The following is a 16,532-nucleotide window of genomic DNA, read 5'->3' as shown; positions in this document are numbered from 1 at the left end:
TGTTGTACTAACATCTAAAAAACCTTATAATTACAACTAAACATACCAAAAAAGGAGTAAAAATCCTAAGATTTCTACTCCTTTTATTTGTCAATTTACTCGGAAAAAGACTTTTTCAGTGGCCTCCAGCTAATGATTGGTTTTTTTTTTATTTTTAGCACATTTTATTTTCTTTCTTTAATAAAAAAAAGCGAATTTGTTCTGAATTCAATATTTTTTCACTTTAATGTGTTAAGTTTTCTTTATTATTGTTTTATTTTATTACTTTAGTTTTTAAGTTTACCAAAAACAAAGAAAAGCCCCACTTTAAAACAATAAAAATGAGACAAAAAACTTTAGTAATTATTTGCATCGCGTGTAGTTTATCTTTATTTGCACAAAAAGGAAATGGTATTTATGGAGACTCCAATTGGTTGAGTAATTGGACTAATTTTAAACCTGCAACAGCTGAATATCCAGAGCCCAATGAGGTATTACCAGAAATTATCAACAAAGACACTAAACTTGTAAGTACAAAAACGTATCAACTTAACAATAGAGTTTATGTTACCAACAATGCCACTCTCACGATTGAACCTGGAACAATCATTAGAGCAGGTGTTGGAGACATCGATTACTGTGGCACCTTGATTATTACTAAAGGAGCCAAACTTATTGCTGAAGGTACCGAAAAAGCACCTATCGTTTTCACTTCAGATAAAGCGGTTACCGTAAGAAAACCAGGAAACTGGGGTGGAATTATTATTTTAGGTAATGCTCCAGTCAACAAGATTGATAAAGACAATAAACATGTAATGACTGATTTTAATATAGATCTTGCGCAAGCTACTTATGGAGGAGATAAGCCAGAAGATAATTCAGGTGTTTTGAAATATGTCCGCATAGAATATGCTGGTAAAAAGATAAATGGTTCAAAAGAAATCAATGCTTTGATATTGGGAGGTGTTGGTAAAAAAACAATTATAGATCATGTACAAATAAGCTACTCCAACGGTGATGCCTTTTATTTAGCTGGAGGAGAAATCAATATGAATAACTTAATTTCATTCCGTTGTGATGATGATGACTTTGACTTTTCAGAAGGAGTACAGGCTACAATTACCAACAGCATCGCAATTCGTCATCCATTTTCTTCAGGATCTGGAAACTCAAGATGCTTCGAGATTGATTCTTATGACAAACCTGAAAATGCGGATTTGACTAAAAAACTTACGAATGTCAAAGCTAACAACATCACTTTTGTAAACATCGAAGAAAATAATCAAGGATTAGTTCGTGAAGCTATATACTTAAAAGAAAATTGTAACCTATCTTTTACTAGCAGTGTAGTTTCTGGATTTGCCCCCTTTTTATTGTTAGGAGAAAAAATAACATTATCACCCGATAACTTCTCTAAAATTGAATTAAAAAATGTTATGCTTAATCGTTGTAAAGAAAACTTAGTTAGCGAAGAGCAAAGCTATAATGGTAAGCTAAAATATTGGCCAGACCCAGCCTCAATGTTTGATATGACGTCTACTCCTATCACTGATTTATTTACATCTGTCGATTTAAAAAACAATCCTGATTTTAGAAAAAAAGAAAGCCCAATATTAGTTAATAACCGCTAATAATCAAATCGTAACAAGAATAAAGTGTTTTGAATGTAACAAAAAACAATAAAAAAAATATTTTATTTTCTTCTTTTACTTTTGATTAATTCGATTTCATTTATATATTTGCTTCAACAAAAAAACATGAGAACAATAACAAACAATACTTGGTGGTGGAATCCTTTACGTCAAACGTCGTGAACAAAGCTCCTATAGTATTATTTGAACTATATAAAAAAAAGGCTTGTCATCACGACAAGCCTTTTTTTATTGCCATGTTTAAAAAAACAAATTAACACCATAAGTCTTAATTAAAAAGATATGAAAACATATTTATTAAACACTCATTACAAGCAAATCCTTGCAGACACAATTACACCAGTTAGTGTTTATTTAAAAATTAGGGACAAATTCCCAAATAGTTTATTACTTGAAAGTAGTGATTATCATGGAAACGACAACAGTTTCTCCTATATCTGTTGCCAACCCATTGCTTCTTTCAAAATAGAAAACGAAATAATTACGAAGCAACATCCTGATGGTAGCTCAGAAACTATCATTATAGATGCTAGTACCAATGTTCCTGAAATAATTCAATCTTTTTCGAATCAATTTCAATCGCAAAAGAATGATTTTAAATTCATTAACAATGGCTTATTTGGCTACATCGCTTATGATGCTGTACGCTATTTTGAAAAAGTAACCATCGCTAAAAAAGAAAACAGTAATTCCATCCCAGATGTGTATTATGCGGTGTACCAAAACATCATTGCCATCAATCATTTCAAGAATGAGGCCTATATTTTTTGTCATAGTTTAGATGAAAAAAATAACATTTCTGAAATCGAGCAACTCTTGCAATCCCGAAATATAGCTTCTTATAAATTCTCAAAAGAAGGCGAAGGTTTTTCGAACCTTACGGATGAAGAATTTAAACATAATGTGGCATTAGCCAAAAAACATTGTTTCCGTGGCGATGTTTTTCAATTGGTTTTATCAAGACGTTTTACACAAGGATTCAAAGGCGATGAATTCAATGTTTATAGAGCGTTAAGAAGCATTAATCCTTCTCCTTATTTGTTCTTTTTTGACTATGGTGATTTTAAATTATTCGGCTCTTCTCCCGAAGCACAAATTATTGTAAAAAACAGAAAAGCCGAAATTCATCCCATTGCAGGAACATTCAAACGAACAGGCGATGATGAAAAAGATGCTGTTTTGGCCAAAGCCCTTTCTGAAGACAAAAAAGAAAATAGCGAACACGTCATGCTAGTCGATCTGGCCAGAAATGATTTGAGTCGCAACGGACATGATGTAGCAGTTGAAAAATACCGCGAAGTTCAGTTTTTCTCACATGTCATTCATTTAGTATCTAAAGTAACAGGCCATTTACACGAAAAAGCCTCAACGCTACAAGTCGTAGCAGACACTTTTCCCGCAGGTACTTTGAGTGGCGCACCAAAACACAGAGCCATGCAATTGATTGAAGAATACGAAAAAACCAACCGTAATTTTTATGGAGGCGCCATTGGTTTTATGGATTTTGAAGGCAATTTCAATCATGCAATTATGATTCGAACTTTCTTGAGCAAAAACCATCAATTGCATTCACAAGCGGGTGCAGGAATCGTTGCAAGCTCAGATGAAGAAAGCGAAATGCAAGAAGTTTATAACAAACTTAGAGCCTTAAATACCGCATTGGATTTAGCAGAAACGATATAAAAAAGTAATCAGTGTTCAGTTTTTAGTTTTCAGTAAAAAACTTTAAACTTTAAACAAAAATTAAATAACAATGAAAAAAATATTAGTCATAGACAATTACGATAGCTTCACTTACAACTTAGTACATTATTTAGAAGATTTAGATTGTGAAGTAACCGTGTACCGAAACGATGAATTTGATTTAGATGAAATCGCTCATTTCGACAAAATTTTATTATCGCCAGGACCAGGTATTCCTGATGAAGCGGGCTTGCTTAAAGCAGTAATTCAAAAATACGGTCCCACCAAAAGCATTTTTGGGGTATGCCTTGGCCAACAAGCAATTGGAGAAGTCTACGGCGGTACTTTGTCTAATTTAGATAAAGTATATCACGGGGTTGCCACAACGGTAAAAACGATTGTAAATGACGAACTCCTTTTTGATGGATTGGAACCAACATTCGAAGTGGGGCGCTACCATTCTTGGGTGGTCGATGCAAATGTATCCGATGTTTTAGAAATCACATCCATAGACGAAAATGGACAAGTGATGTCTTTGCGCCATAAAAGCTACGATGTTCGCGGCGTACAATTTCATCCTGAAAGTGTGTTAACCCCTGACGGGAAAAAAATGTTAGAGAATTGGGTGAAAAATTAGTGCTCAGTTTTCAGTATTGAGTAAACAGTCCTTTTGAAAACAAAACTAAGAATCTTAGTTATTTACAAACTTAGTATTTCACAAAAATGAAAAACATATTAAACAGACTCATCAATCACGAAATGCTTTCTAAAGAAGAAGCAAAAAATGTATTGATAAACATATCCAACGGAAGTTATAATCCTAGTCAAATTGCCTCTTTTTTGACTGTTTATATGATGCGCAGCATTAGCATAGACGAGTTAGCTGGCTTTAGAGAAGCGTTATTGGATTTGTGTATCAAAGTAGATTTATCCGCCTACAATGCCATTGATTTATGTGGTACAGGTGGCGATGGAAAAGACACCTTTAACATCTCCACTTTAGCATCCTTTGTTGCGGCGGGAGCAGGAATAAAAGTAGCCAAACACGGTAATTACGGAGTGTCTTCTATTTCTGGTTCCAGTAATGTCCTTGAAAAAATGGGAGTCCAATTTAGTAACGACGCCTCTTTTTTAGAAAAATGCATCGATCAAGCAGGTATTTGCGTGTTGCATGCACCTCTTTTTCATCCTGCAATGAAAAATGTAGGCCCCATACGAAAAGAATTGGCAGTAAAAACCTTTTTCAATATGTTGGGTCCAATGGTCAATCCTTCTTTTCCAAAAAATCAATTGGTAGGGGTTTTCAATTTAGAATTGGCGAGAATGTATGGCTATTTGTATCAAAACACCGAGGTGAATTTTACTATCCTTCACGCACTCGATGGCTACGATGAGATTTCATTGACGTGTCCAACCAAAACAATTACCAAAACAATGGAGGGTATGTTGTATCCAACTGATTTTGGTGTGTCTCTTTTATCTCAAAACGAAATCGAGGGTGGAAAAACCATTGAAGAATCAGCAACTATGTTCCATACTATTCTTTCAGGAAAAGGAACGGAAGCTCAAAACAATGTGGTTTGTGCCAATGCTGCTATGGCCATTGCAACCGTTAACCAATGCACTCCTTTAGAAGGATTTCAAATAGCGAAAGAAAGTTTGCTATCTGGCAAAGGCTTGGTAGCTTTGAACAAACTAAAAGAGTTAAGTAAATAAAAATAGTTTAAAAGTTTAAGGTTTAAAGTGGTTGAAATAGCCCACAACTTTAAACCTTAAACAAAGAAAACTTTAAACAAAAAATTAATGAACATCCTAGATAAAATCATCATCGATAAAAAAAGAGAAGTCCTTCTCAAAAAATCCATTATTCCCGTTTCGCAATTGGAAGCTTCAGTATTTTTTGAAAAACAGACGATTTCTCTTAGCCAAAAATTAAAAGAAAGTCCTTCTGGAATTATTGCTGAACACAAACGTCGTTCCCCTTCCAAATCCATCATTAACAACAATTTTACGGTTGAAGAAGTAGTAAAAGGTTATGAAAATGCAGGTGCTTGCGGAATTTCAGTACTAACCGACGGCAAATATTTCGGGGGTTCGCTAGATGACTTACTCTTGGCTAGAGCCTCGGTAAATATTCCTTTATTACGAAAAGAATTCATTGTAGACGAATACCAAATCCTTGAAGCCAAAGCTTATGGAGCGGATTTAATCCTACTCATCGCTGCGGTTTTAACGCGTGAAGAAATCAAATCATTATCTGAATTTGCTAAAAGTTTAGGACTAGAAGTATTGCTTGAAGTGCATAATTTAGAAGAATTAGAAAAATCTATTATGCCTACACTGGATATGATTGGAGTAAACAATCGCAACCTAAAAACCTTTGAAGTGAGTTTGGATTTTAGCAAAACGTTAGCCTTTAAGATTCCAAATGATTTTGTCAAAGTATCCGAAAGTGGCATTTCGACTGTTGAGGCGATTCAAGAATTAAAACCCTATGGTTATCAAGGCTTTTTGATTGGAGAAAACTTTATGAAAACAGATAACGCAGGCGAAGCTGCCACTGATTTTATAAAGAAAATAGCCCCCTAACCCCCGAAGGGGGAAATAGCAACTAATAAATAGTAATCTTTATGCAATCATCTTCAGAAAAACAGTCCAATACAACATCCGCACAAGAACTCCCCCTTCGGGGGTTGGGGGGCTGTGGACTTAAAATCTGCGGTATGAAATACCCTGATAATATACTCGAAGTTGCGACCCTACTTCCCGACTATATGGGATTTATCTTTTGGGAAAAGTCGGCTCGTTATTTTGAAGGACCGTTGCCTGAGTTACCCAAATCCATCAAAAAAGTGGGGGTTTTTGTCAACGAAAAAAGTAATATCATCCTAGACAAAGTAGCCCAATACGATTTACAAGCCGTACAGTTGCACGGACAAGAATCAGTAACTTTTTGTTTGGAATTAAAAAATAAATTAGGGACTAGTGTCGAAATCATCAAAGTATTCTCAGCAGATGAAACCTTTGATTTTAACGTATTGAAACCCTACGAGCCAGTTTGTGATTTCTTTCTTTTTGATACCAAAGGCAAATTACCCGGAGGTAACGGAACTACTTTTGACTGGAGAATTTTACAAAACTATCCTTCCTCCAAACCATTTTTCCTTAGTGGAGGCATCGGAATTGACGAAATAGCATCAGTAAACGAAATTTTGAACACCCATTTACCCCTTTACGCCATAGACGTAAATAGTAAATTTGAAATAGAACCTGGATTAAAAAATCTCAATCTTGTGAGGACAATTCGCGAATTGTCCCTACACCAAAAAAATAAAAAAATGTCATACAACGTAAACGAAAAAGGCTATTATGGTCAGTTTGGAGGAGCCTACATTCCAGAAATGTTATATCCTAACGTAGAAGAATTGCGCCAAAACTATTTGGACATTACAGCTACACCCGATTTTAAAGAAGAATTCAACCAGCTATTAAAAGATTATGTGGGGCGTCCAAGTCCATTGTATTTTGCGAAGCGATTGTCTGAAAAATACAATACCAAAGTCTACTTAAAAAGAGAAGACCTCAACCATACCGGAGCACACAAAATCAACAACACGATTGGCCAAATTCTAGTCGCCAAAAAATTAGGCAAAAAACGCATCATCGCCGAAACAGGTGCGGGTCAGCACGGCGTGGCTACCGCTACCGTTTGCGCCTTAATGGGGTTAGAGTGCATCGTTTATATGGGCGAAATCGACATTGCCCGTCAAGCACCTAACGTAGCTCGAATGAAAATGTTGGGCGCTACTGTACGTCCAGCGTTATCAGGTTCACGTACGCTTAAAGACGCTACAAACGAAGCCATCCGCGATTGGATTAACAATCCCGTAGACACGCATTATATCATTGGTTCCGCCATTGGTCCACACCCTTATCCTGATATGGTTACCCGTTTTCAGAGTGTCATTTCCGAGGAAATCAAATGGCAATTAAACGAAAAAGAAGGTCGCGAAAATCCAGACTATGTCGTAGCTTGTATTGGTGGCGGAAGTAATGCTGCCGGGACATTTTACCATTTCTTAGACCAAGAAGAAGTGGGCATTATTGCCGTAGAAGCCGCTGGAAAAGGCGTCGATTCTGGGCATAGTGCCGCTACGAGTAAACTAGGAAAAATGGGAATCATTCACGGTTGCAAAACCTTGTTGATGCAAACTCCTGATGGACAAATTACGGAGCCCTACTCTATCTCGGCTGGGCTAGACTATCCGGGTGTTGGACCTATGCACGCGCATTTGGCTGAATCTGGTCGTGCCGAATTCTATTCCGTTACTGATGATGATGCGATGGAATTTGGGCTTGAATTGTGCAAATTAGAAGGCATCATTCCCGCCATCGAAACCTCGCACGCGTTGGCTATTTTCAAACAAAAACAATTCAAACCCTCAGATATTGTCGTGATTAGCCTTTCAGGACGAGGAGATAAAGATTTAAATACATATATTGACTACTTTAAATTGTAGTAGGGCGTTACCACAAGGGTCGGGCTGTACGCTATATCTCTAGGGGCGAACCCCGCCCCTAGAGGATGCCGCTCCCATCCCTAACGCAAACCCTGCAACACCACAAATGAAGTAGTCATTAACACCAAAGCACTATGCAAAAATTATTTACATACGGAACATTACAGCATCCTGAGGTGCAAGAAGATCTTTTTGGAAGAACACTCAAGGGAACTCCAGAAACGCTTTTGGGCTATCGTGTCAAAGAAATCCAAATCGAAGAAGAATTTGGTTTAATCAACTACCCCATCATCGTCGAAACCGAAAACCCTGAAGATACCATTCAGGGCATTGTGTATGACGTGACGACCAATGATCTTCGCCAAGCCGACCTCTACGAAGGAAAGCATTATAAACGTGTAGAAGTAGTTTTGCAATCCAACCAAAAAGCTTGGGCTTATAGTTTGGTGGTGTAGGCTAAAATAAACAACCGCAAATTCGCAAATTTTAAGGTATTTATTTTTAAAATATCCGCCACAAATAACACGGATAAACACTAATTCAAAACATTTCTTTTATTCCACGAATCCTTAAGAACTGTATAATTAGTGCAATTCAATTTCAAAATTGATGATTTAGTGCCAATTTGTGTTTTTCGTGGCTAACTTTTTAAAATGCCAATTTGAGGTAATAACAGTTTTGAACTTAACAAAAAAGTCTCGCTTACATTAGATTTGAGACCAAAAAACATAGAATTTTAGATAGAAAGAATAAATTATGAACCGAATCAATCAAAAATTACAAGAAGATAAAAAAATATTGTCCATCTATTTTTCTGCGGGCTATCCAAACCTAAATGATACCGTTCAAATCATTAAAGATTTAGAAAAAAATGGCGTCGACATGATCGAAATCGGATTGCCTTTTAGCGATCCTTTGGCCGATGGTCCTACCATTCAGGCGAGTTCCACTCAAGCCTTGCACAACGGTATGACCACACAAGTATTGTTTGACCAACTAAAAGACATTCGAAAAACAGTCAACATTCCTTTAGTGATTATGGGATATTTTAATCCGATGCTACAGTATGGTGTAGAGCAATTCTGCGCAAAATGTGCCGAAATAGGAATCGATGGATTGATTATTCCTGATTTACCTGTAGATGTCTATGCTGACGAATACAAAGCAATTTTCGAGCAATACGGTTTAAAAAACATCTTTTTAATCACGCCACAAACTTCAGACGAACGCATCCATTTTATCGATAGTGTTTCGGATGGTTTTATTTATATGGTAAGCTCGGCTAGTGTAACAGGTTCGAGTGCAGGATTTGGAAACACACAAGAAGCCTATTTTCAACGCATCGCTCAAATGAATTTAAAAAACCCTCAAATTATTGGATTCGGAATCAACAATGCCGAAACTTTCCAACAGGCTACACAATTTGCCAAGGGAGCCATCATTGGTAGTGCCTTCATTACTTATTTAAAAGAAAATGGAACTGCCAACATCAAAGCATTCGTAGAATCCATTCGATAAAATAATATCTAATGTTACTAAAAAGAACCACATCCGATGATCCTGATTTTCAAAAGCTAGTCTTACTTTTGGATCAATTTCTACGATCTAAAGACGATGAAGATCATGATTTTTATGCTCAATACAACAAAACAGACCACATCAAGCATGTAGTCGTAGCTTATCATGAAAATGAAGCCATAGCTTGTGGCGCTTTTAAAGCATTTGACGAAAAAAGTGTTGAAATCAAGAGAATGTTTGTAGTAGCATCTTTCCGAGGCAAACAAGTTGCGCATCATATTATAGCAGAACTTGAGCAATGGGCCAACGAGCTGCAATACAACTGTTATGTACTCGAAACCGGCACTAACAACCCTGTAGCCATCGCATTATATCAGAAACTAGGTTACCACATTATTCCCAATTATGGCCCTTATGAAGGGGTAGCTACAAGTGTGTGTCTAAAAAAAGAAAATCAATGCTAAAGCCAACCCTTGTTACTTTACCCGAAACCAAATTGGTTGGTAAAAAAAGAAGCATGTCGTTACTTGATAATCAAACCCAAGCACTTTGGCAGGATTTTATGCCAAATCGAGAACTCATCACCAACCGAATAGGCAACGACTATTATTCGGTTCAAAACTACAGCACAGATTATTTTGAAACTTTTAATCCCGCTAAGTCTTTTGTAAAATGGGCAGCTGTAGCGGTGGATGCTTTTGAAAATATCCCCAACGATATGGAGTCCTTTATCCTACCCACGGGACTTTATGCCGTTTTTGAACATAAAGGAATGGATACAGCAATTTTTCAGGAAATTTTTACGGAGTGGCTGCCCAACTCTACCTATATTTTGGATCATCGTCCTCATTTTGAACTTTTAGGAGAGCGATACAAAAACAATAACCCCAACTCAGAGGAACAAATTTGGATTCCCATTCGAAGCCTATAACAAACCAGAAAAACCAAGCCTGTAGAGCTTGGTTTTTTCGTTAAAAAAAAGTTAAAACAAAATTAAACAGTCGTTTAATTTAAACGCTTGTTTAATTTTGTCATACGAAAAAACCAAGGCATTGAAAACGGAATTTACCGAAAAGCAAATCCAAATACTCGAAGTAGCCGAAACCTTATTTGCTGAAAAAGGGTTTGATGGCACCTCTATTCGAGATATATCTAAACAAGCGAAGATTAATATTGCTATGGTATCCTATTACTTCGGATCCAAAGAACGATTGCTTCAATCGTTAATTGTTTATCGTACCTCAGATATCAAAAAACAATTAGAAAATTTAATCGAAGAAGATTTAGAACCCATTGAGAAAGTCAATAAGTTAATCGAAATTTACATCAACCGAATAAACAATAACAAAGGGATTTATCGCATTCTACATTTTGAACTTTCATCGAAGAAAAGAGAACAAAATCTCGTGGCGTTTACTGAATTTCGTAAAGGCAATCTCAAATACTTAGAATCCATCATTGAAGAAGGCCAACGCAAAGGTGTTTTTAGAAAAGATGTCATAATCCCATTGATAACACCAACGATTTTAGGTACTTTTTTTCATTTTCATATGAACAAAACCTATTTCGAAAATCTTTTGAACTTGACTACAGAGACTTTGTACAATAATTACATCAAGACCAACTTGACAAAGCACATACAACAAACAATTAAAGCCCTTTTGATTTATGAAAATTAGCCCACTATTTGTCTTTGGGATTTTGTGTTGGGGAACTTCCACGGTAACCGCTCAAGAAAAAACACATCTTAAGCTAGAAGATGCGGTACAATTGGCTTGGACCAAGAGTAACGAAATTTCACTTGCTACGACCAAAGTAGCTACCAAAAAATACGAACTGCAAGCCAGTAAGAACAATCAATATCCTGATTTAAAAGTATCGGGACAATACCAGCACCTAACTAGTGCCAAAATTGATATGAAATCTAATTCAGGTGGAAGCGGCCTAGCAGCTGGTCCTGTAGATCGATTAATGCTTGGTCAAGTTACGGCCAGTGTTCCTGTTTTCGCAGGATTCAAAATTCAAAATAATATTGATTTACACGATAATTTATACTTAGCCGAAACAGCAAATTCAGTTCAATCTAAAGAAGAGATTGCTCTAAAAGTCGTTAATTATTATGCTAGTTTGTACAAAGCACAAAAGACGATAGAAATCCTCAAAGAAAATCAAAAACGTGCCAAACAACGCGTAGTTGATTTTATTGATTTGGAGAAAAACGGCATTATTCCTCGCAATGATTTATTGAAATCACAACTGCAAGTTTCTAAAATACAACTCGCCATAGACGAAGCAACCAACAATTTGAATATCGTTAATTTCTATTTGGTTAATCTTCTAAAATTGGATACCAATACACAAATTGAAATCGTTGAACAAGATTTTGTCAATTTTCAAATGAATAATGTGCCTACGAATGAACAACCTGCTTTGCAAAACAGGAAAGATTTAGAAGCCCTACGTTTTCAAGGAAAAGCCAGTCAATCGAGTATAAAAATTGCTAAAAGTGCCTACTTCCCTACTATTGCAATTTTGGGAGGTTATACCGCATTGGATTTGCATAACGTAGTAACAGTGCAAAACGCAATGAACATTGGTGTAGGCATTTCGTATGATTTAACCAGTATACTCAAAAACGGAGTTATGGTAAAAGTAGCCGAAAGCAAAGCCTTAGAGGTTCAAAATACTGAAGCGATTTTGACAGATTATATCAAAGTGCAAGTACAAAAAGCCATTGAGGATTATCAATTGGCCATCAAACAAGATATTGTATATGCAGAGGCAATAGATCAAGCCACTGAAAATTACCGAATAGTAAAAGATAAATACGATAACGGACTTTCTAACACCAACGATTTATTGGAAGCTGATGTGGATCAACTGACTGCCAAAATCAATAAAGCTTTAGGCAAAGCCAATATCATTCAAAAATATTACGAATTACTATCGGTAACCGGCCAATTAACCCAAACCTTCAACCCATCAAAAATATAAGTACCAGTCCCATGGAAAAGAAAAAAACAAATATAAAGTTCCTAATTATCTCAGTTTCATTGCTAGTACTAGGCAGCATTTATGGTATTTACAAATACAACCATGCACAATCTCATGAAGAAACTGATGATGCTCAAATAGAGAAAAACATGACACCTATTATTCCTAGAGTAGCAGGTTATATTAGCAAAGTATATGTAAAGGATAATGATTTTGTAAAAAAAGGAGATACTTTATTTACAATAGATAAAAAAGATTTTCAAGTTAAAATTGAAGAGGCCAAAGCAGCATTGATTGGTGCTGAAGGTGGTTTTGAAGTAGCCAAAGCGGATATCGGAAGCGCTTTAGCTAGTATTTCGGTTTCTGAAGCCAATGTGCTTTCTGCAGGGGGCAACATCGAATCGGCAAAAATTAGATTAGGAAGAGCTACAAGTGATTTTATTCGTTATGAAAATCTTTATAAAAATCATACAATTACCAAACAACAATATGAACAAGCTTTGGCTACTAAACAAGAAGCTGAAAGCCAATTGAGAGTATTACAACAACAACAACGCGCTAGTGCTTTTCAGAAATCAGTAATTGAAGCCAAATCTAAAGTTTCAAACAAGCAAACTGAAGTAGCTGCTGCCAACATCAAAAGAGCACAAGCCGTTCTAGATGCTGCCAAACTGAATTTAACTTATACTGTGGTTACTGCTGCCATCGATGGGCAAGTGTCTAAAATAGACATTCAACCCGGACAATTGGTACAAGCTGGACAATCCTTGTTTTATATTATCAATAACGATGAAGCATGGGTTGTAGCGAATTTTAAAGAAACTCAATTGAACAAAATGGTGATTGGTCAAAAAGTAACTATGAAAGTTGATGCTTACCCTGATTATGAATTTGTAGGGGCTATTACTTCATTTTCGCCTGCAACAGGTTCTCGATTCTCTTTGCTACCTCCAGACAATGCAACTGGAAATTTTGTAAAAACCATTCAACGTTTGCCTGTGAAAATTAGTTTAGACAAAACCAATGATGCCAATAAAATTAAACTATTGCGTCCAGGAATGAATGTCGAAGTTGATGTTCATTTGAAATAATTCAGTAAACAGTACTTAGTACCTAGTTGTTAGTACTTAGCAGTTAGCAGTTTGACTACTGAGGACTATTTACTAAGAACTATCTACTATGTACTAAGGACTAATCGCTAAGGACTAAGACTAAAAGCTAATCACTAAAAAAACTAAGAACTACAAAAATGGTACAAACAGAAGCGGACGATTTAGTTGAGTACGGTTTTAGACGCGTAATAATTACCATTACTTGTGTGCTATGTGCGATGCTTGAAGTAGTTGACACGACGATTGTCAACGTTGCGCTCAACAATATGCGAGGTAGTTTGGGAGCTACACTTACGGATGTGGCTTGGGTAATTACAGCTTATGCCATTGCCAACGTAATTATCATCCCAATGACCAGTTGGTTGTCGCAACAATTTGGGCGACGCAACTATTTTGCGGTATCCATTATTATATTTACTGTTTCCTCCTTTTTATGTGGAAATGCAACCAATATATGGGAATTGGTGGCTTTTCGTTTCATTCAAGGATTGGGTGGTGGAGCTCTTTTGGTAACCGCACAAACGATTGTTACTGAGAGTTACCCATTAGCCAAACGAGGTATGGCACAGGCTATTTATGGTATGGGCGTAATTGTGGGACCAACCTTAGGACCACCGCTAGGAGGTTATATTGTTGACCGATTCTCGTGGCCGTTTATCTTTTACATCAATATACCTATTGGGATTATTGCAGCATTGCTTACGCTTTCCTTTATAAAAAGTCCAAAATACGGTGTTAAATTAAAGGCGAATCAAGTCGATTGGTTAGGTATCTTTTTTCTATCGGCTTTTATAGGTTCCTTACAATTTGTTTTGGAACATGGACAACAAGACGATTGGTTCAACGACCCAGTAATTGTTACTTTGAGTGTCGTTTCTTTCTTTGGGTTATTATTTTTTATTTGGAGAGAACTCACCTACGAACATCCGATAGTTAATCTTAGAGTACTTAAAGACTCCAATTTAAGAATTGGAACCATTATGTGTTTTATTCTTGGATTTGGTTTATATGGTTCTACATTTATTATTCCTATTTATACCCAATCGATTTTAGGATGGAGTGCTACCGATGCGGGATTGTTATTAATTCCAAGTTCGATAACCACGGGTATTATGATGCCTTTTATTGGTAAAATGATTCAAAAAGGAATCCCACAAACGTATTTGGTTGCTGCAGGATTTTTTGTCTTTTTTGCTTTTACGTATTGGATGCACTTAGTCATCACCCCAGATTCTGGAGAAGAGCACATGTATTGGGCGTTAATTTTGAGAGGTGTCGGATTAGGACTTTTGTTTGTTCCTATCACTACCCTATCGCTTTCCACCTTAACAGGGAAACATATTGGCGAAGGAGCAGCCTTTACCGGAATGATGCGTCAATTGGGAGGTTCTTTTGGAATTGCTATCATCACCACTTATATCGCTCGTATCAATCAAGAACACCGAGTAAATATGATTGGTTATTTAGACAATACCTCCTTCGAAGTACAACAGCGAGTGCACCAATTGCAAATGGGTTTTATGTCTAAAGGATATGCTATGAACGAAGCCTTAGCAAAAGCCTATAAAACTCTTGAAATGATGGTAACACAACAAGCCGCGGTACTTACTTTTTCGGATATATTTTTGTATTTGGGGTATTTGTTCTTGTTTTGCATTCCGTTCATTCTTTTAGTCAAAAAAGGAAAAAACAAAATCAATCCCGCCGATGCGATGCATTAACAAAAAAGCCGATTTCTAGTACTGAAATCGGCTTTTTGGTTTATAAATCACGAGAACTTTCACAAGATTTTGTATTAGTGTTCTTTTTTTACTTTTCTAGTTAGCATATAAATAATGGTAAAACCGGCCAATCCTAAAACAAACCAAAGACTATACGTTGAAGTATCTTCTAAATAAGTGGAAATGCTATTTGATTTTCCAGTATATCGCTCAATCGCCCAAGCCATTGAAACAATTCCAGCAAATGTTGCTCCAAAAATTCGTATCCATTTGTAAATTCTATAAGTGCTCAAAATCAACAACCAAGGCATTACAATAACTATTACGAATAGTTGCATCATCTCAATTCCAATATTAAAACCTAATAAGCTTAGTATTAATTTATTGGTATCTAAATTCAAGTCAGTCAGTATGGTAGCAAAAGCTAGTCCGTGAATTAATCCAAAACCGGATGCTACAAATATTTCTTTATTAGGAAAAATTGGTTTTACCGCGTGAATAGCAGTAAATAAAATAGATAAAGCAATGCATACTTCAACGAGTTTTGCATTGAGATGAATTAAACCAAAAGCGCCAATAATTAGGGTTATAGAATGACCAATAGTAAATGCGGTTGCAATTTTTAAAATTCTGATTAAAGCATATTTTATACCTCCTGAACGAATCCAATTGTTATTTATTGAAAGTAAGGGAGCTGAAAGAAGCAAAACCAGCAAAAAAAGCAAATGATCGGTTCCCTCGCTAATATGTTTCATTCCTAAGTTTACCATACTTTTAAACCCATTCCAATTGGAGCCCTTTGCAAGGTTCACCTTAAAAGGACTTACTTTGAGTGTATTAATATCCACATTAATTGCCCCAATTTCAGTGTTGTCTTCTTCAATTTTACCATTCTCCCAATCTTGACGGATAATAACTAATGCGCGATGTGTAACAACTTGATGAAGTATGGCATCATAGTGTATGCTAAATTCTCTCAAATTGTTGGTCTTTTTGGGGGTAATAACCAATTGAACTATTAACTCTTCATATTTCCCAGTGGCTTCTTGCTCGGTTTTTAACACATTCATTTTATCAATGTGAACATCCCATTTATCACCCGATTTTCCTTGAATACTAAAATGTGACAGAATGTATTTTGATAATTCTCCTTCGTGATTTTTCAATAAATGAGTTGTGTTTATTGTAACATCAAAAGGCACCACAAATTGTAACTCTTTTAATGGAAGTTGCAACTCACAATGAATAGTCTTTGATTTTACATCAAGTAGCATAACAGAGCTTGGCATTGGATGAGAAAAAGCTATAGTACTCAATATAAACAACATAAAAAGTGAAAATATTTTTTTCATT

Annotated in this window: 15 protein-coding genes and 1 pseudogene; 15 read left to right on the top strand and 1 reads right to left on the bottom strand. The window is 36.0% G+C overall.

Annotation, left to right across the window (positions count from 1 at the left end; translation table 11 throughout):
* The first annotated feature begins 320 nt into the window (after positions 1–320).
* The 15 genes and pseudogenes from WFZ86_RS17635 to WFZ86_RS17565 all read left to right on the top strand — a co-directional run bounded on the left by WFZ86_RS17635 (position 321) and on the right by WFZ86_RS17565 (position 15,179).
* Positions 321–1,610, top strand: a complete 1,290-nt coding sequence (locus WFZ86_RS17635) for a hypothetical protein (RefSeq protein WP_342693153.1) — start codon at positions 321–323, stop codon at positions 1,608–1,610.
* Positions 1,611–1,913: 303 nt separating this feature from the next.
* Positions 1,914–3,314, top strand: coding sequence for an anthranilate synthase component I family protein (locus WFZ86_RS17630; RefSeq protein WP_342693152.1), 1,401 nt, complete (start codon positions 1,914–1,916; stop codon positions 3,312–3,314).
* Between the two features lie 70 nt (positions 3,315–3,384).
* Positions 3,385–3,951 carry an anthranilate synthase component II gene (locus WFZ86_RS17625; RefSeq protein WP_342693151.1) on the top strand — a complete coding sequence of 189 codons (567 nt, stop codon included), beginning with the start codon at positions 3,385–3,387 and terminating at the stop codon, positions 3,949–3,951.
* Positions 3,952–4,037: 86 nt separating this feature from the next.
* Complete coding sequence (gene trpD, locus WFZ86_RS17620; protein WP_342693150.1) at positions 4,038–5,030, top strand: anthranilate phosphoribosyltransferase; 993 nt, start codon at positions 4,038–4,040, stop codon at positions 5,028–5,030.
* Positions 5,031–5,117: 87 nt separating this feature from the next.
* Positions 5,118–5,903, top strand: coding sequence for an indole-3-glycerol phosphate synthase TrpC (gene trpC / locus WFZ86_RS17615; protein ID WP_342693149.1), 786 nt, complete (start codon positions 5,118–5,120; stop codon positions 5,901–5,903).
* Positions 5,904–5,944: 41 nt separating this feature from the next.
* A pseudogene (locus WFZ86_RS17610) lies at positions 5,945–6,607 on the top strand (phosphoribosylanthranilate isomerase); the annotation flags it as partial.
* A gap of 45 nt (positions 6,608–6,652) precedes the next feature.
* A complete protein-coding gene (gene trpB / locus WFZ86_RS17605) occupies positions 6,653–7,834 on the top strand; it encodes a tryptophan synthase subunit beta (RefSeq protein ID WP_315173700.1) in 1,182 nt (393 codons plus the stop codon).
* 134 nt (positions 7,835–7,968) lie between these two features.
* Complete coding sequence (locus WFZ86_RS17600) at positions 7,969–8,289, top strand: gamma-glutamylcyclotransferase family protein (protein ID WP_078211750.1); 321 nt, start codon at positions 7,969–7,971, stop codon at positions 8,287–8,289.
* A 301-nt stretch (positions 8,290–8,590) separates the two neighbouring features.
* Positions 8,591–9,352: a tryptophan synthase subunit alpha gene (gene trpA, locus WFZ86_RS17595; RefSeq protein ID WP_342693148.1), complete on the top strand. Its 762-nt coding sequence runs from the start codon at positions 8,591–8,593 to the stop codon at positions 9,350–9,352.
* An 11-nt stretch (positions 9,353–9,363) separates the two neighbouring features.
* Complete coding sequence (locus WFZ86_RS17590) at positions 9,364–9,816, top strand: GNAT family N-acetyltransferase (RefSeq protein WP_342693147.1); 453 nt, start codon at positions 9,364–9,366, stop codon at positions 9,814–9,816.
* Entirely contained in the window at positions 9,810–10,283 is a 474-nt protein-coding gene (locus WFZ86_RS17585) for a GyrI-like domain-containing protein (RefSeq protein WP_342693146.1), read from the top strand. The genes WFZ86_RS17590 and WFZ86_RS17585 overlap by 7 nt, the downstream gene beginning before the upstream one ends.
* 97 nt (positions 10,284–10,380) lie before the next feature.
* Positions 10,381–11,031, top strand: coding sequence for a TetR/AcrR family transcriptional regulator (locus WFZ86_RS17580; RefSeq protein WP_342693145.1), 651 nt, complete (start codon positions 10,381–10,383; stop codon positions 11,029–11,031).
* Positions 11,021–12,346 carry a TolC family protein gene (locus tag WFZ86_RS17575; protein WP_342693144.1) on the top strand — a complete coding sequence of 442 codons (1,326 nt, stop codon included), beginning with the start codon at positions 11,021–11,023 and terminating at the stop codon, positions 12,344–12,346. The genes WFZ86_RS17580 and WFZ86_RS17575 overlap by 11 nt, the downstream gene beginning before the upstream one ends.
* A gap of 11 nt (positions 12,347–12,357) precedes the next feature.
* Positions 12,358–13,437: an HlyD family secretion protein gene (locus WFZ86_RS17570; protein WP_342693143.1), complete on the top strand. Its 1,080-nt coding sequence runs from the start codon at positions 12,358–12,360 to the stop codon at positions 13,435–13,437.
* 158 nt (positions 13,438–13,595) lie between these two features.
* Entirely contained in the window at positions 13,596–15,179 is a 1,584-nt protein-coding gene (locus WFZ86_RS17565; protein ID WP_342693142.1) for a DHA2 family efflux MFS transporter permease subunit, read from the top strand.
* 74 nt (positions 15,180–15,253) lie between these two features.
* Here WFZ86_RS17565 and WFZ86_RS17560 read toward each other — a convergent pair whose 3' ends face one another.
* Positions 15,254–16,531 (bottom strand): HupE/UreJ family protein, encoded by a 1,278-nt coding sequence (locus WFZ86_RS17560; protein ID WP_342693141.1) that lies wholly within the window; start codon positions 16,529–16,531, stop codon positions 15,254–15,256.
* Between the last annotated feature and the right edge of the window lies 1 nt (position 16,532).

Source organism: Flavobacterium polysaccharolyticum, from assembly GCF_038739875.1.
Taxonomy (GTDB): Bacteria; Bacteroidota; Bacteroidia; order Flavobacteriales; family Flavobacteriaceae; genus Flavobacterium; species Flavobacterium polysaccharolyticum.
This window is presented reverse-complemented; position numbering and strand designations above follow the sequence as displayed.